The sequence below is a fragment of the Mesorhizobium sp. M0808 genome, from assembly GCF_040320025.1.
Taxonomy (GTDB): Bacteria; Pseudomonadota; Alphaproteobacteria; order Rhizobiales; family Rhizobiaceae; genus Mesorhizobium.
Genome location: NZ_JAMYOX010000016.1, coordinates 1 through 16,225 on the forward strand (window position 1 = coordinate 1; position 16,225 = coordinate 16,225).

The 16,225-nt window shown below is 62.7% G+C and carries 16 protein-coding genes and 1 pseudogene; 10 read left to right on the plus strand and 7 right to left on the minus strand.

Features of this window, described 5'->3' with window-relative positions; all coding sequences use genetic code 11:
* Positions 1-212 precede the first annotated feature (212 nt).
* Positions 213-1,541, minus strand: coding sequence for a tRNA uridine-5-carboxymethylaminomethyl(34) synthesis GTPase MnmE (gene mnmE, locus NKI25_RS18910; RefSeq protein ID WP_352591897.1), 1,329 nt, complete (start codon positions 1,539-1,541; stop codon positions 213-215).
* A 59-nt stretch (positions 1,542-1,600) separates the two neighbouring features.
* Between mnmE and NKI25_RS18915 the strand changes: the two genes are divergently transcribed.
* Positions 1,601-3,619 (plus strand): thioredoxin domain-containing protein, encoded by a 2,019-nt coding sequence (locus NKI25_RS18915; protein WP_352999045.1) that lies wholly within the window; start codon positions 1,601-1,603, stop codon positions 3,617-3,619.
* Between the two features lie 185 nt (positions 3,620-3,804).
* Here NKI25_RS18915 and rho read toward each other — a convergent pair whose 3' ends face one another.
* From rho to hemE, 3 genes are all read right to left on the minus strand, one after another.
* Positions 3,805-5,070 (minus strand): transcription termination factor Rho, encoded by a 1,266-nt coding sequence (gene rho / locus NKI25_RS18920; RefSeq protein WP_023675925.1) that lies wholly within the window; start codon positions 5,068-5,070, stop codon positions 3,805-3,807.
* A gap of 166 nt (positions 5,071-5,236) precedes the next feature.
* Positions 5,237-5,782, minus strand: coding sequence for a protoporphyrinogen oxidase HemJ (gene hemJ / locus NKI25_RS18925; RefSeq protein ID WP_031211566.1), 546 nt, complete (start codon positions 5,780-5,782; stop codon positions 5,237-5,239).
* A gap of 2 nt (positions 5,783-5,784) precedes the next feature.
* On the minus strand, positions 5,785-6,813 hold the full coding sequence (gene hemE, locus NKI25_RS18930; RefSeq protein ID WP_023675923.1) for a uroporphyrinogen decarboxylase: 1,029 nt from the start codon (positions 6,811-6,813) through the stop codon (positions 5,785-5,787).
* A gap of 401 nt (positions 6,814-7,214) precedes the next feature.
* On the opposite strand from hemE, the gene NKI25_RS18935 reads away from it, so the two are divergent.
* The 5 genes from NKI25_RS18935 to dnaQ all read left to right on the plus strand — a co-directional run bounded on the left by NKI25_RS18935 (position 7,215) and on the right by dnaQ (position 11,069).
* Entirely contained in the window at positions 7,215-8,033 is an 819-nt protein-coding gene (locus tag NKI25_RS18935; RefSeq protein WP_023675922.1) for a pyruvate, water dikinase regulatory protein, read from the plus strand.
* Positions 8,034-8,229: 196 nt separating this feature from the next.
* Entirely contained in the window at positions 8,230-8,829 is a 600-nt protein-coding gene (locus NKI25_RS18940) for a Maf-like protein (protein WP_023675921.1), read from the plus strand.
* Entirely contained in the window at positions 8,822-9,664 is an 843-nt protein-coding gene (locus NKI25_RS18945) for a shikimate dehydrogenase (protein WP_023675920.1), read from the plus strand. The genes NKI25_RS18940 and NKI25_RS18945 overlap by 8 nt, the downstream gene beginning before the upstream one ends.
* On the plus strand, positions 9,661-10,263 hold the full coding sequence (coaE, locus tag NKI25_RS18950; protein ID WP_023675919.1) for a dephospho-CoA kinase: 603 nt from the start codon (positions 9,661-9,663) through the stop codon (positions 10,261-10,263). The genes NKI25_RS18945 and coaE overlap by 4 nt, the downstream gene beginning before the upstream one ends.
* 86 nt (positions 10,264-10,349) lie before the next feature.
* Positions 10,350-11,069, plus strand: a complete 720-nt coding sequence (dnaQ, locus tag NKI25_RS18955) for a DNA polymerase III subunit epsilon (RefSeq protein ID WP_023675918.1) — start codon at positions 10,350-10,352, stop codon at positions 11,067-11,069.
* A 259-nt stretch (positions 11,070-11,328) separates the two neighbouring features.
* Here dnaQ and secB read toward each other — a convergent pair whose 3' ends face one another.
* Both secB and NKI25_RS18965 read right to left on the minus strand, forming a co-directional pair.
* On the minus strand, positions 11,329-11,829 hold the full coding sequence (gene secB / locus NKI25_RS18960; protein WP_023675917.1) for a protein-export chaperone SecB: 501 nt from the start codon (positions 11,827-11,829) through the stop codon (positions 11,329-11,331).
* 113 nt (positions 11,830-11,942) lie between these two features.
* Positions 11,943-12,434 carry an FxsA family protein gene (locus tag NKI25_RS18965; RefSeq protein WP_023675916.1) on the minus strand — a complete coding sequence of 164 codons (492 nt, stop codon included), beginning with the start codon at positions 12,432-12,434 and terminating at the stop codon, positions 11,943-11,945.
* 199 nt (positions 12,435-12,633) lie between these two features.
* On the opposite strand from NKI25_RS18965, the pseudogene NKI25_RS18970 reads away from it, so the two are divergent.
* The 4 genes and pseudogenes from NKI25_RS18970 to NKI25_RS18985 all read left to right on the plus strand — a co-directional run bounded on the left by NKI25_RS18970 (position 12,634) and on the right by NKI25_RS18985 (position 15,426).
* A pseudogene (locus NKI25_RS18970) lies at positions 12,634-13,341 on the plus strand (Tim44/TimA family putative adaptor protein).
* A gap of 23 nt (positions 13,342-13,364) precedes the next feature.
* Positions 13,365-14,471 carry a murein transglycosylase A gene (gene mltA / locus NKI25_RS18975; RefSeq protein WP_023675914.1) on the plus strand — a complete coding sequence of 369 codons (1,107 nt, stop codon included), beginning with the start codon at positions 13,365-13,367 and terminating at the stop codon, positions 14,469-14,471.
* Positions 14,468-15,004, plus strand: coding sequence for a Smr/MutS family protein (locus tag NKI25_RS18980; protein WP_023675913.1), 537 nt, complete (start codon positions 14,468-14,470; stop codon positions 15,002-15,004). The genes mltA and NKI25_RS18980 overlap by 4 nt, the downstream gene beginning before the upstream one ends.
* A 53-nt stretch (positions 15,005-15,057) precedes the next feature.
* On the plus strand, positions 15,058-15,426 hold the full coding sequence (locus NKI25_RS18985) for a helix-turn-helix domain-containing protein (RefSeq protein WP_023675912.1): 369 nt from the start codon (positions 15,058-15,060) through the stop codon (positions 15,424-15,426).
* Between the two features lie 9 nt (positions 15,427-15,435).
* On the opposite strand, the gene NKI25_RS18990 is transcribed toward NKI25_RS18985, so the two are convergent.
* Complete coding sequence (locus tag NKI25_RS18990; protein ID WP_023675911.1) at positions 15,436-16,053, minus strand: transglutaminase-like cysteine peptidase; 618 nt, start codon at positions 16,051-16,053, stop codon at positions 15,436-15,438.
* Positions 16,054-16,225 lie beyond the last annotated feature (172 nt).

Sequence of the window (16,225 nt, forward strand, 5' to 3'; positions counted from 1 at the left end):
AACTGACCCAAAACACGATCCGCCATCCCGAATCTCCCTGCTTCGACCATCATCACAGAATCACCAATCGGCTTCTGTGCAAAGGTCTCACAAGGGGAGAAGGGGAGACGCTACGAGCGAGATCGTTTCACGTGAAACAGTACCCACCTATTCTTGGGCCCGTGTTTCACGTGAATCACCGCCGGTGCTCCTTCCCTTATGTTTCACGTGAGTCATTTTCCAATACAAAACTGCGAAAAAATCACATCGAGCATGTCTTCGACATCGACCGACCCAACGATTCGTCCGAGCCGATCCGCCGCCAGGCGCAGCTCCTCGGCCTGCAGTTCCTGGCCGCGATCACAACTGGCCACTGCTGCGAGCAGGAAGCGTTTCGTCTCGTTGAGCAGCTCGACATGCCGCAGCCGCGACGGCAGGATATCGCCGGCCTTGCCGATCTGGACTGCGGCACGACGCCCGATCTCGTCCAGCAGTTCGGTCAGACCCGTGCCGTCCCGCGTCGAGATAGCGAAATCATAGTGCGCCGCGGGCGAGGGCGATTTGCCCCCCAACAGGTCAATTTTTGTTCCGACCCTCAGCGCCTGAATGTCGCTCGTCAGCACACCGATCGCGATTGGGTCTGCCAGATCCTCCAGCAGCAACAGCAGATCAGCGCTGTGCGCCTTGGTCCTGGCTTTCTCGATGCCGATCGCCTCGATCATGCCAGGCGCCTCGCGCAGACCGGCGGTGTCGGTTACCCTGACCCGCACCCCTTCCAGGTCCAGTGCCACCTCGAGCAGGTCGCGGGTCGTGCCCGGCTCGTCGGTGACGATGGCCGCTTCGCGCCGCGCCAAGGCGTTGAACAGGCTGGACTTGCCGGCATTCGGCGCGCCGAGGATTACCACTTCGAACCCATCGCGAATGATTTCGGCAGCGCGGAAGCCGGCGACGTGGCGCTCTATTTCCCCGATCATCGCCCGGACATCGGACCAGACTGTATCGGCGACCGAGCCCGGCACGTCATCCTCGTCGGCAAAGTCGATCTCGGCCTCGATCATCGCGCGGGCGTGGATCAGCCGTCGGCGCCAGCCCAGATAGAGTTCGCTCTGCACGCCTTGGGCGTTGTGAACGGCAAAGCGCCGCTGCGCCTCGGTTTCGGCGTTGATGAGATCGGCCAGCGCCTCGGTTTCGACCAGATCGAGCTTGCCGTTGAGAAAGGCGCGGCGGGTGAATTCGCCAGGCTCGGCATGCCTGACGCCGTCGAAGGAGGCGATCGTTTCCAGCATCCTCGCCACAACGGCGCGCCCGCCATGCACATGGAACTCTGCAACGTCCTCGCCGGTAAAACTGTCGGGACCGGCAAAGAAGACGACCAGGCCGCTGTCCAGCACCGATCCGTCGGGCGCCCGGAACTTGCGATAGGTGGCAACGCGGTTTGACACCTTCGATCCCGCAATCGTTTCGACAGCGAATCGACTCTGCGGCCCGGAAATCCGGATCACTGCAATGCCGGCCGGCAGGCGCCCGCTCGACAGCGCCACGATGGAGTCTTTTGAAATCATTTGCCCGCTCTGCCGAAGCGCCCTAGCTATGCTTGTTCAATCCGCCATCGAGTAGCGCCGTGACATTGCCTGCACAAAACCTGCTTGCCGAAGAGGCCAGCCCCTATCTGCAGCAGCACAGCGGCAATCCGGTGCACTGGCGGCCATGGTCGCCCGCCGCTCTGGCCGAAGCAAAGGTGCTGCAGCGTCCGATCCTGCTCTCTGTCGGCTACGCCGCGTGCCATTGGTGCCACGTCATGGCGCATGAGAGCTTCGAGAACGACGAGGTCGCCGCCGTCATGAACCGTCTCTTCGTCAATATCAAGGTCGACCGCGAGGAGCGCCCCGACATCGACCAGATCTACATGGCGGCATTATCCTCGATGGGTGAGCAGGGCGGCTGGCCGCTGACCATGTTCCTGACGCCGGAGGGCAAGCCGTTCTGGGGCGGCACTTACTTTCCACGCGAAGCCCGCTACGGCCGGCCGGGTTTCGTCCAGGTGCTGGAGGCGGTTGACAAGGCTTGGCGGGAGAAGAAAGAAAGCCTCAACCAGAGTGCCGACGGCCTGACCACGCATGTCGAGACGCGGCTGGCGGGCAGCCATGGCAAGGCCGTGCTCGACCGCGGCATGCTGGCGAACCTCGCCAATGGCATTGACGGCATGATCGACCGCGATTTGGGCGGTCTGCGCGGCGCGCCGAAATTCCCCAACGCGCCGTTCATGCAGAGCCTCTGGCTGTCCTGGCTGCGCGACGGCACCGCATCCCACCGCGACACTGTTCTCCTAAGCCTCGAAAAGATGGTGGCCGGCGGCATCTATGACCATATTGGCGGCGGACTCAGCCGCTACTCGACCGACGCCGAATGGCTGGTCCCGCATTTCGAAAAAATGCTCTACGACAATGCCCAGCTCATCCGCTTGTGCAATTGGGCCTATGCGTCAACCGGCAAGGAATTGTTCCGGCTGCGAATCGAAGAGACGATTGCCTGGCTGTTGCGCGAAATGCGAGTCAAGGGCGATGCCTTTGCCGCCAGCCTTGATGCCGATAGCGAGGGCGAGGAGGGGTTGTTCTACACCTGGAGCAGGGATGAGCTCGAAGCAGCCCTTGGCGACGATTCAGCATTGTTTTTCAAATACTTCACGCTTGCCGGTACGCATGGTTGGGAAGGCAAGCCGATCATTTGCCAGACTGATGCTCAACAGGCGCAGAGCGTCGTCGATCGTGACCTTCTCGTTCCGCTCAAGCAAAGGCTGCTGGCAGCGAGGGAACAGCGCGTGCGGCCCGGGCGTGACGGCAAGGCCCTGACCGACTGGAACGGCTTTATGATCGCAGCCCTTGCCGAGGCCGGACGGTCGCTTGGCCGATCCGACTGGATCGAAGCGGCGGCAGCGGCCTTTGCCGCAATTGCGGCTGCCGGACGTGACGGCCGCCTGCCGCATTCGATGCTCGGCGCAAAGAAGCTGTTTCGGGCTCTGTCGAGCGACTATGCCGCCATGGCCAACGCCGCCATCTCACTGTTCGAGGCGACCGGCAATCCCGACTATATCGATCGCGCCGGGAACTTCATTGAGCAACTCGATCTTTGGCACCGGGACAGCGACAAGACCGGCTACTATCTGACCGCGTCCGACAGCGCGGATGTGCCGATCCGCATCCGCGGCGATGTCGACGAAGCCATTCCTTCCGCTACCGGCCAGATCATCGAAGCCCTGGTCCGATTGTCGTCGCTTTCGGGCGATCTCGATCTCTGGGAAAAAGCCTGGACAGTCGCAGAGCACGCGGGCGGGCGGGCGGAGCACCAGGGCTATGGCCAGGCGGGTATAGTCAATGCCTGTGCCTTGTCGCTTGAACCGCTGAAGCTGGTGATCGTGGATAGACCGGAGAATCCAAGGCTTGTTCCGGTTGCGAATCGAAATCCAGACCCGCGCCGGGTGGACATCGTCGTGCCTGTTGGCTCGGCGACAAATCTGCCGGCCTTGCCAGGCGGCGTCATGCCGCCAACGGCCGAGCCCGGCGCCTGGCTCTGCACGGGGCAGGTCTGCCTGCCGGTGGTGACTAGTGCCGAGGAGCTTGAGCGGCTGTTGCACCGGCAATGAGTCCAACGCGGCTCCCCCTTCTCCCCTTGTGGGAGAAGGTGGCCGAGCGAAGCTCGGTCGGATGAGGGGTGTTCCAGCTTGGCGCCGACGGAGTTCCGTCCGGCACCCCTCAACCGGCTTGGCGCTGCGCGCCAATCCACCTTCTTCCACAAGGGGAGAAGGGAAGGACGGCGCCGGCCAACCCCCTACGTATTCATCGAATCGAAGAAATCCGCGTTGGTCTTGGTCTGCTTGAGCTTGTCGATAAGGAACTCGATGGCGTCGGTCGTTCCCATCGGCGCCAGGATGCGGCGCAGCACGAAGATCTTCTGCAGGTCCTGGCGCGGAACCAGCAGGTCTTCCTTGCGGGTGCCGGATTTGAGGATGTCCATGGCCGGATAGATGCGCTTGTCCGCCACCTTGCGGTCGAGCACGATTTCCGAATTGCCGGTGCCCTTGAACTCTTCGAAGATGACCTCGTCCATGCGGCTGCCGGTATCGATCAGCGCTGTCGCGATGATGGTCAGCGAGCCGCCTTCCTCGATATTGCGGGCAGCACCGAAGAAGCGCTTCGGCCGTTGCAGCGCATTGGCGTCGACACCGCCGGTCAGCACCTTGCCGGACGACGGCACCACGGTGTTGTAGGCGCGGCCGAGGCGGGTGATCGAGTCCAGCAGGATGACCACGTCACGGCCGTGCTCCACCAGGCGCTTGGCCTTTTCGATGACCATTTCGGCGACCTGGACGTGGCGCACCGCCGGCTCGTCGAAGGTCGAGGACACCACCTCGCCCTTCACCGAGCGCTGCATGTCGGTGACTTCCTCCGGCCGCTCGTCGATCAGAAGCACGATCAAATAGCATTCCGGATGGTTGGTGGTGATCGAATGGGCGATGTTCTGCAGCAGCACCGTCTTGCCGGTGCGCGGCTGCGCCACGATCAACGCGCGCTGGCCCTTGCCGAGCGGCGCCACCAGGTCGATGACGCGCGCCGAAATATCCTTGGAGGTCGGAACCTCCATCTCCATCTTCAGCCGCGAGGTCGGATAAAGCGGCGTCAGATTGTCGAAATGGATCTTGTGGCGGATTTTTTCCGGGTCGTCGAAATTGATCGTGTTGACCTTGAGCAGCGCGAAATAGCGCTCGCCCTCTTTCGGGCTGCGGATCGGCCCTTCGACCGTATCGCCGGTCTTCAGCGAGAACCGCCGGATCTGCGACGGTGAAATATAGATGTCGTCGGGACCTGGCAGATAGTTGGCATTGGCGGAGCGCAGGAAGCCAAAGCCGTCCTGCAGCACTTCGACGACGCCGTCGCCGATGATCTCGATATCCTGGGTCGCCAGCCTCTTCAGGATCGCGAACATCAGCTCCTGCTTGCGCATGACGCTGGCATTCTCGACTTCGAGCGATTCCGCATAAGCGATCAGCTCTGGCGGTTTCTTGTTCTTGAACTCTGTGAGTTTCATTTCTTGCATCATTAGACGGACTCTGAGTAAGCTTTGGGAAAAATATCGGCGGGATGCGACAAATGCCGGGCGCGGCCGAAGCGATAAATGGGCGGCGCATGACGGGAAGGAAGACCCGTCTTTTATCGTCGGTCGGTTGAAAGAGCAAGCCGCCTTTTGCGGGCAACCGAAGACGTCAGAACGGTTTCACGATAACCAGGACGACGATGACGATCATCAGCAATGTAGGGATCTCATTGACGATCCGCCAGTGCCTTGCCGATTTTTCATTGCGGTCTTCGGCAAATTTCCGGACGGCGCCGGCGAGATAGCCATGCACGGCCGACAGGCCAACCACCGCGGCGATCTTGGCATGCAGCCAGCCGCCTTGAAAACCAAAGCCTTTCCAGGCAAGCCACAGGCCGAATGCCCAGGTGATCACCATTGCCGGATTGATGATGCCGCGCAGCAGGCGGCGCTCCATCACCTTGAAAGTCTCCGACTGGACGGAGCCTTTTTCGGCATCGGCATGATAGACCAGCAAGCGCGGCAAATAGAGCATGCCAGCCATCCAGGAGATGACGGCAATCACATGGATCGCCTTTGCCCAGGGATAGAAATCATCGGGCCCGAACAGCAACAGCAGGCCGGCCAGCACCAGGAAAATGGCGATCGCGATTGCCGCGCGGCGCATCGCGCCCTTACCGGTGTTGGTGCCGTTCGCATTGTCCGCGCCCATCATCGTCACGATGCGCTCCGCACCAGCTTGACCATCCGCTCGACATGAGCGAGCGGCGTCTCCGGCGTGATGCCATGGCCGAGATTGAAGATCAGCGGCCCGTCGCCCAGCGCCTTCAGGATCGCCCCCACGCCGTCGTCAAGCGCCTTGCCGCCGGCTACAAGCCTCAGCGGATCGAGATTGCCCTGCACGGCGCCGTCACGCTGCAATTCCTTCGCCGTCGACAATGGCACGGTCCAGTCGAGGCCCAGCCCGGTCACGCCGGTCTTCTGGCGATAGCTTCGATAGTGATCTCCCGCGCCCTTGGGAAAGCCGATGATCGGAACATTGGGATGGGCAGCCTTCACTTGCCGGACGATCGAGGCCACTGGCTCGACGCAGAACAACTCGAAAGACGCTTCGTCGAGTACGCCTGACCACGAATCGAAGATCTGCACCACGTCGGCGCCGGCCTCGATCTGGCGGATCAGATAGGCAGCCGAATGATCGGCGAGCACCTTCAGCAGCCTAAGAAAGGCCGCCGGCTCGCGATAGGCGAACAGCCTGGCCGGCGCCTGGTCGGGCGTACCGTGGCCGGCAATCATGTAGGTCGCCACCGTCCAGGGCGCACCGCAGAAGCCGATCAGCGTCGTTTCATCAGGCAGTCTGGCGCGCAACCGCCGCACCGTCTCGTAGACCGGCTCGAGATTCACGTGAAACGTTTCGCCGTCGAGAGCCGCAATTTCCGCAGCCGTGATCGGCGTCAGCAGCGGGCCGCGTCCTTCCTCGAAGCGCACGTCGCGGCCAAGCGCATGCGGCACGACAAGAATATCGGAAAACAGGATCGATGCATCGAAGCCGAAGCGTTCGATCGGCTGCAGCGTCACTTCGACGGCGAGATCCGGGTCGTAGCAAAGATCGAGGAAGGATCCGGCCCGTCTCCTCGTCTCCCGGTATTCCGGCAGATAGCGGCCGGCCTGGCGCATCATCCAGAGCGGCGGCGGAAACGCCGCTTTGCCTCTCAACACGTCCAGCACGATCCGGTCTTGAGGCATTGAGCGCTCGCCTTTCCAGGCTTCCCTATAATTAAATATTCTATTTTTAGGAATCTTATGATTCTAAGAGTCTGTTGGTTGTGGTGGTTGTCTCCTGTCCCGCTTTGCCCTCGAAAAGACCAGCCAGCATATTGTCGCGCGCTTCTCCAACGGGATTGCAGGACTTTGTGGAAAACCGCGAATTTACGACTGAAGTCAATGCGTTGCCGCCAGGCCAGGGAAATTGCCCCTGTGGATGAAGCGAAGGCAAAAAGCTCCGTCCCCGGACTTGTCCCCAACCGCCCGGAGAAGCCGACAGCACATCGAATTGTGGACAAACCGGCATCTGATACAGTCGCTTTGCGGTGGCCGAGTTTTCCGCCCGGCTTATCCACATCGGCCCACAGCCTGGAATGTATCCTGTGAACAAACCGCAGAGCTTCTTTCATCTTCACCTGATTTCCGACGCCACCGGCGAAACGCTGCTGGCCGCCGGCCGCGCGGCTTCCGCGCAATACAAGGATGCGCGCGCCATCGAACATATCTACCCGCTCATCCGCACCGAAAAGCAGGTGACGAAGGTGTTCGAGGACATCGAGGAGGAGCCGGGCATCATCCTCTACACGGTGGTCGACCAGAAGCTTGCCCGCGGCATCGACGAACGCTGTGCGGCCATGGGCCTGCCTTGCGTCTCGGTGCTGGAGCCGGTGCTGACGGTGTTCCAGTCCTATCTCGGCACGCCTGCCGGCCGACGCGTCGGCGCCCAGCATGTGCTGAACGCCGAATATTTCCGCCGCATCGACGCGCTCAACTTCACCATGGAGCATGACGATGGTCAGCTGCCGGCCAATATGGACGATGCCGACATCGTGCTCGTCGGCATCTCCCGCACCTCGAAGACGCCGACCAGCATCTATCTCGCCAATCGCGGCATCAAGACCGCCAACATCCCGATCGTGCTCGGCGTGCCGGTGCCCGAAATCCTGGTCAATGCCAGGAGGCCGCTGATCGTCGGCCTGGTCGCCACCGCCGAACGCATATCGCAAGTCCGGCAGAACCGCATTCTCGGCACCAGCGCCTATGAGCCGACCGACTATGTCGACCGTGCCGCGATCGCCGAAGAGCTCACCTATGCCCGCCAGATATGCACGCGGCACGGCTGGCCGATGATCGACGTCAGCCGCCGTTCGATCGAGGAGACGGCGGCGGCCATCGTTGCCCTGCGCGGCAAGACGCGCTAGGGTTTGGGCGCTTGTGCTGTGGGTGGTCCTTACCTTCTCCCCTTGTGGGAGAAGGTGGCCGAGCGAAGCTCGGTCGGATGAGGGGTGTTCCAGCTTGGCATCACCTGCATTCCGTCCAGCACCCCTCAACCGTCTTGGCGCTGCGCGCCAATCCACCTTCTCCCACAAGGGGAGAAGGGAAGATCAGGCGAAAAAAATGGCTGAAAAAATCATCCTTGCCTCGGGCAGCCCGTTCCGCAAGGCGCTGCTCGTCAATGCCGGCGTCACTGTCGAAGCGGTTCCGGCTTCTGTCGATGAGCGCGCGCTCGAGGCGCCGCTGCAGAATAGTGGCGTGTCGCCGGAGGACGTCGCCCTGGTGCTCGCCGAAGCCAAGGCCACCGACGTCAGCGAGCGCAAGCCCGGCGCCCTAGTGCTCGGCTGCGACCAGACGCTGTCGCTCGGCGACGAGCTGTTCCATAAGCCGGCCGACATGGAAGGAGCGCGCCGTCATCTGCTGGCGCTGTCGGACAAGACGCATCATCTCAACAGCGCCGTCGTGCTCGGCCGTGACGGCCAGGTTCTGTGGCGGCATGTCGGCATCGCCAGCCTGACCATGCGCAAGCTCGATCCGGCCTTCATCGGCCGCCATCTTGCGCGCGTCGGCGCCAAGGCGTTGTCCAGCGTCGGCGCTTACCAGATCGAAGGCGAAGGCATCCAGCTGTTCGAAAAAATCGAAGGCGACTATTTTACTATTGTCGGCCTGCCACTTTTGCCGGTGCTGGCCAAGCTGCGTGAGTTCGGGGCGATCGATGGCTGAGGCCACGAAAAAGGCGTTTGTCACGGGCCACCCGATCGCGCATTCCAGGTCTCCGAAGATCCACGGCTACTGGCTGGCGAAATACGGCATCGGCGGCGTCTACGAGGCCATCGACGTTGCACCAGAGGCGTTTGCCGAATTCCTGCAGACGCTGCAGGCACAAGGCTATCGCGGCGGCAACGTCACCATCCCGCACAAGGAAGCCGCCTTCGCTTTGGCCAAGCGGCGTGACGCCGACGCCGAACAGATCGGTGCGGTCAACACGCTGTGGTTCGAGGATGGCGAATTGTGCGGCGGCAACACCGACGCCCATGGCTTTGCCGCCAATCTGGACGAATATGCACCGGGCTGGGCGGCCAACGGCCGCGCCGTGGTGCTCGGCGCCGGTGGCGCCGCTCGCGCGGTTATTCATGCGCTGAAGCAGCGCGGCATCAGCGACATCCGCATCGTCAATCGGACGCTTGCGAGGGCGCAGGAGCTGCGCGACCGCTTCGGTGCCGGCGTCTCCGCCCATGGCATGGCGGCGACCGGCGAATTGCTCGAAGATGCCGGCCTGCTGGTCAACACGTCAGCGCTCGGCATGCATGGCAATGAAGGCCTGTCCGCCGATCCCCGCAGACTGCCGGACGGCGCCATCGTCACCGACATCGTCTACGTGCCGCTGGAGACGCCGCTGCTTGCCGCGGCCAAAGCGCGCGGCCTGAGAACCGTCGATGGGCTCGGCATGCTGCTGCACCAGGCGGTGCCCGGCTTCGAGCGCTGGTTCGGCATCAGGCCAGAAGTCACCGCCGAACTGCGGCAAATGATCATCGCCGATATCGGCGCGATAAAATGATCGTGCTCGGCCTCACCGGATCGATCGGCATGGGCAAATCGACCACGGCCAAGATGTTTGCCGAAGCCGGCGTGCCGGTCCATGATTCCGACGAGGCTGTGCATCGCCTTTATGCCGGCAAGGCCGCGCCCTTGGTCGAGGCGGCCTTTCCCGGCACCACCAGATCCGGTGCGGTCGACCGCGCGGCACTGGCGGAGCGGGTGCTCGGCGACGCCCCCGCGCTGAAACGGCTGGAAGCGATCATCCACCCGCTGGTCCGTGCCGATGCCGATGCGTTCCTGGCTGAACATCGTGCCGCCGGCGCGCCGCTTGCCGTGCTCGATATACCGCTGCTGTTCGAGACCGGCGGCCGCGATCGCGTCGACAAGGTCGTGGTCGTCACCGCGCCGCCTGAAGTCCAGCGCGCCCGCGTGCTGGCGCGGCCGGGCATGAATGAGGAGAAACTGGCGTCGATCCTGGCCAGGCAGGTTCCCGACGCCGAAAAGCGCCGGCGCGCCGACTTCGTCATCGACACCGGTCAGGGTTTTGACGCCGCTCGCGCGGCCGTCAAGGCCATCATCGCCGAACTAGTCGTGGATAAGGCAGCCAGGCCTGGTTAAGAGGCTTGCAGACTCACATTACTTGTTGCCATTTTGTTCCTGGTGTGATTCGGCTAGAATGATGCCGGAACCAGTGGACTGATTCGATGCGTGAGATCATCTTCGATACGGAAACCACCGGCCTCGACGCGCGCGAGGACCGCGTCATCGAGCTTGGCGGCGTCGAGTTGGTCAACCGCTTCCCGACCGGCCGAACCTTCCACAAATATATCAACCCGCAAGGCCGCCAGATCCATCACGAGGCGCAGGCCGTGCACGGCATCAGCGCCGCCGATCTTCAGGGCAAGCCGACTTTCATGGAGATCGCCGAGGAGTTTCTGGCCTTCATCGACGGCGCCAAGCTGGTCGCGCACAATGCCGGCTTCGACATCGGCTTCCTCAATCTCGAATTCGGCCGGCTTGGTCATCCGGCCATCGATCCGGGACGGATCGTCGACACGCTGGCGCTGGCGCGCCGCAAGCATCCGATGGGCCCCAATTCGCTCGACGCGCTCTGCCGCCGCTACGGCATCGACAACGGCCGCCGCACCAAGCACGGCGCGCTGCTCGATTCGGAATTGCTGGCCGAGGTCTATATCGAGCTCATCGGCGGCAAGCAGGCAAGCCTCATCCTCGACAGCATCCTGACTCCGGCGGGCGGCAGGCAGAATGTCGACGACATCGATATTTCGATCGGCGTGCGGCCGATCGCCTTGCCCGCGCGCCTGACCGACGCCGAGCGCACAGCACACGCAGGCATGGTTGGCACATTGGGCGAAAAGGCGCTGTGGCTGCGGGTCGTCCCGGAAGCGAGTTCCGCGGCATAGTGATTTTGACCGGAGTGATCCTTCGCGCCCCCCTCTGTCCTGCCGGACATCTCCCCCTCAAGGGGGGGAGATTGGCAGACCCAGCGCCTCGCTCATTCCTGCGGCGATGAAGGATTGGCGAAGGCTGACGTGAAGTCCGATCTCCCCACTTGAGGGGGAGATGGCCGGCAGGCCAGAGGGGGGTACTTGTCCCGCCGGCGTCTCAAACAAAAAACCCGGCGCAAGGCCGGGTTTTCCACACTCAAGCGAGACAACCGCTTTAGCTCACCTTGACCTTGGCGGCAGCCTGGTCCTCGGCCAACTTCTGCTGGAACATCTGCGCGAAATCGATCGGGTCTAGCATCAGCGGCGGGAAGCCGCCATTGCGTGTTGCCTCGGCGATGATCTGCCGGGCGAACGGGAACAGCAGCCGCGGGCATTCGATGAACAGGATCGGCAGCATGTGCTCCTGCGGGAAGCCGCTGATGGAGAAGACGCCGCCATAGACCAGTTCGACATTGAACAGCACTTCCTGGTCGAACGACGCTTTGGCGTTCAGCGTCAAATTGACGTCGAACTGCTTGTCGGAAAGCGGATTGGCGTTGACGTTGACATTGATGGCGATGCCCGGAGCCTTGTCGCGGCCGCGCAGCGAGTTCGGTGCGCCCGGGCTTTCGAAGGACAGGTCCTTCACATATTGCGCAAGCACGTTGAGCGAAGGCTGCGCCGCATTTCCATTACCGTTGGCTGCGCCGGTCGGCGCGTCGTCGTTGCTGGCCATAAGCTGTGGTCCTTTTGCCTGGGCAGCGTTGCTGACCGGATTGAAATTCGGGCGTTCGCTATCATGGCCGGCCCGACAAGACAAGTTTGCAAAAGACGCCGGTTGCCTTGCAGCTACTCGTCCTTGAGGCGGCGCCAGGGAGAACCCGGTCCGCGCGTATGGTCGTCGGCCCGCGAATAGTCGCCGTCGTCGAGATCGATGGTCTTGCCGCGTTGCCTTGCCCGCAAACCACTGCTGAAATCGGTTGCCAGCACGATGCGGCCTTTCAGCATCCGCCAGGCAAGATCGCGCACCGGCGGCAGGAACAGCAGAAGGCCGAAAATATCCGAGATGAAGCCGGGGATGATCAAAAGGATCGCTGCCAGCACGATCATGGCGCCATGCGCAAGCTGGCCGCTCGGATCACGCCCGGCATCCATTTCGGCACGGACCCTGGCCATGACGCCAAAACCCTGGTGTCGAAGGAGCAAGGCGCCGGCGACACTCGAGGCCAGCACCAAGCCGACTGTCGCCAGCGCGCCGACCTGGCGGCCGACAATAACGAAACCGGCTATCTCCAGCAGCGGAAGCGCCAGAATGAACAGGGGAAGCAGCGAGATACGCAAATCTTGACCGATCGTTTTCGATGTTTTGCCGGCCGGCGAGCAATCGCCGCTGGCACCAGAGCTGTTAGATAGGTATGGCTGCCTTTGATTTGAATGATTGCGCCATGCGTTCTATATGCTTTGGATACTGAACGCTATGTGATCGCGGCCCTTGCTTGGCCGCTGGTCCGGCCAAAGCAGGGATTGATCGGCGCAAGATATGGGCTTCTTCGACTTCGGCACGATTTTCTTTCTGATTGCGGCGGTGGTGATCTTCTTCCAGCTGCGCAACGTGCTTGGCCGACGCACGGGCAACGAGCGCCCACCCTTCGATCCATATACGGCAGCGCGCAAAAACGACAAGGATGCCGCCCAGAAACCCGAGAACGTGGTTTCGCTGCCGCGCAAGCGGCTGGCGGGAGAGCCGGCGGCCGACACCTATGCGGCGATCGACGCCTTTGCCAAGCCCGACACCGATCTCAACCGGGGCCTGCGGGCGATCAAGGACAATGATCCGACCTTCGACCCGAAGACCTTCGTCGACGGCGCCAAGATGGCCTAGGAGATGATCGTCATGGCCTACGCCGATGGCGACCGTAAAACGCTGAAGAACCTTTTGTCGCGCGAGGTCTATGACGGCTTCGTCGCGGCCATCGGCGACCGTGAGGCGAAAGCCGAAAAGATCCAGTCCTCCTTCGTCGGCATCGACAAGGCCGACATCGTTTCGGCCGAGATGAAGGGCAGCGAGGCGCACATCACGCTGCGCATCGTCAGCGAACTGATTTCGGCGACCCGCGACAAGGCCGGCGCCGTCATCGACGGCGATCCCGAAACCGTCGCCGAGGTCAAGGATGTCTGGACCTTCGCTCGTGACGCGCGCTCGCGCGATCCGAACTGGAAGCTCGTCGCCACCGAAGAAGAAGACTGAACTGGACGGCGGCGGAGGCTGTCGTGTCGCTTTCTCGAGCCTTCAGCGAAAAATCCTTTGGCGAATTGCCGGGCTGGGGCGAGGACGACCATCTCCCTGCCTTTGAGGCCTTTCGCCGCTCGGCCTTTCATGTCCTGACCAAACCCTACCGCTCCGGCGCGCTCGGCGTCGATTACAATGGCTTTGCCGATGCCTATGCCGAAGCGCGCACCGTTTCGCCGGCGAATCGGTTGCAGGCCCGAAGCTTTTTCGAGCGCCATTTCGTGCCGGCCCGTATCGATGCCGAAGATGGTGCTCCCGGCCTGGTCACCGGCTTTTATGAGCCGGAGGTCGAAGCCTCGCCGGTACGCACGCAACGGTTTTCGGTGCCGTTGCTGTCGCGCCCGGCCGATCTTGTCGACGTCGACGACGGCAATCGTCCTTCAGGCTTGGATCCTTATCTCGCCTTTGCTCGTGCGACGCCGAACGGCCCGGTCGAATATTTCGACCGCGGCGAGATCGAGTGCGGCGTGCTTGCCGGAAAAAGGCTGGAAATTGCCTGGCTCGCCGACAAGGTCGACGCCTTCTTCATTCACGTGCAGGGCGCGGCGCGGCTCAAGATGACCGACGGCAGGCTTCGCCGCATCACCTATGCCGCCAAATCCGGCCAGCGCTTTACCGGACCGGGCCAGATCCTGAGCGAGGAAGGCGAGATCCCGCTGGAGAAAGTGACGATGCAGTCGATCCGTGCCTGGTTCAAGGCGCATCCGGAACGCGTCGACGAGATCCTTTGGCGCAACCGCTCCTACATCTTCTTCCGCGAGATGGGCGTCGACGACCCAGAGCTCGGCCCGATCGCTGCCGCCAAGGTGGCGCTGACACCCGGCCGCTCGATCGCCGTCGACCGGCTGCTGCACACGTTCGGCACGCCCTTCCATATCGATGCGCCGTCGCTGACCGCTTTCGACGGAAAACCGTTCCGGCGGCTGATGATCGCGCAGGACACCGGCTCGGCGATCACCGGGCCGGCCCGCGGCGATCTGTTTGCCGGGTCGGGCGATGCGGCCGGCGAGATCGCCGGCGTTATCCGCAACGCCGCCGATTTTTATGCGCTGATCCCCCGGGCGCTGGTTTCAGGAGCAGGCCGATGACCCGGCGCATCGACAGGCTGAGCGAGGACGACCGGGTGCTGTGGAACCTGGTGGCGCGCACGGCAAAGCCGCTGAAGGGCAAAACCGCCGTCGAAATTCCAGACGTCGGGCCGGAGATCGACGAGACCAGGCAGGCGCCGCCGCCGGCACAGGTCGCGGGCAATGCTGCCACGGCCGCAAAGCCGAAGGCGCAGCATGTCTCCCACGCACTCGACGAACCGACGCTGGACAAGCTGTCGAAGGGCCGGCTGCCGATCGAGGGCCGCGTCGACCTGCATGGCCTGACCCAGGACGAAGCCTATTCGCTGCTGTTTTCCTTCCTGTGCCGGGCGCATGCCGGCGGCATCCGCTACGTCCTTGTGATCACCGGCAAGGGTTCCTCGTCGGGCGGTGATGGCGTCTTGCGGCGCGCCGTACCGTCATGGCTGTCGACACCCGCCTTCCGGCCCCTCGTCTCCAGCCACGACCATGCCGCCCGCAAACATGGCGGCTCGGGTGCGCTCTATATCCGCTTGCGGCGGGCGCGCTCATGAGGACACGCCCATGAGGGACGCACCTATGAGGATGCACCCATGAAGGTGCGCTTGTGACCCCGTTCGGCGAAAAGCTTCGCGTGCTGCGAAACGAGCGCGGCGTCAGCCAGAAGGACATGGCCAAGGCGATCGGCGTCAGCGCAGCCTATCTCTCGGCGCTGGAACACGGCCGCCGCGGTGCGCCGAGCTGGACGCTGATCCAGAAGATCATCGGCTATTTCAACATCATTTGGGATGACGCCGAGGAACTGGCGCGGCTGGCCGAAACCTCGCATCCGCGCGTCAAGCTCGACACGTCGGGCCTTAGCCCGGCGGCGACCGAGCTTGCCAATCTCCTGGCCGACAACATTGAAAAGCTCGACGAAGCCGAGCTTCGCCGCATCATTGCGTCGATCCGCGCCGCGCTGGCACGGCCGAAATGAGCTGCCTTGTTACTGGACCGAGCCGACCAGAACCTGCTGGCCGCCGCGGATCGAGACCCAGCGGCCGGTATTGTCAATCGCCTGCCGCTTGAGGAAACGATAGCCGGTCTGGTCCCAGGAACGGACCTGGTCGGTCAGATTGTCAAGGATGTAGTCGCCCTTGTCGGTGCGCACCGTCAGCACGGCGTGGCCTTCGCCATCCGGCTTGCGCACGACGGTCATAAGCAGATCGGAAAACGAGACGCCCAGCCGGTTCAGCTCACGGCGCTTTTCCAGGACATAGTCCTCGCAATCGCCGACGCCCTTGTCGGGATAGGCCCAGACCTCGTCCTTGCCGTAGATGTCGAAGTCGCTCTCCGGCTTGACGGCGGCGTTAACCCTTGCCGTGACGCTGAGCAGCTTGCGCCACAGCGAGCCGGTCAGGCTGGCGGGCGACAGATCCTTCGGGCGGATCGTGCATTCGGACGCGTAGCTCTTGCAGAAATCATAATGGCCGATCGGCTGCGAGGTCGGGCCACCTGTTATCATCGGGCTGGCTGCCGAGGCCGAACCGGCCCAACCTGCCGCCACAGTAAGTCCGGCCAGCGCGCACAGGCGCAGCGTTCTCGCCATTGGTGAGGAAATCATTGTCCCCGCTTGTCCCTTGTTATTAACGAAACGTTAAGGGGTATTTACAGTCCGTGTCAATTATGAGGATGGATTGATTTTGCGGCATGGTTACCCGCGTGGCGCCAACGCGACTATTGTGCAACAGCTCGGATGGACTACACCGGTTCCAACCGGTAATTTTAGCGTTGGC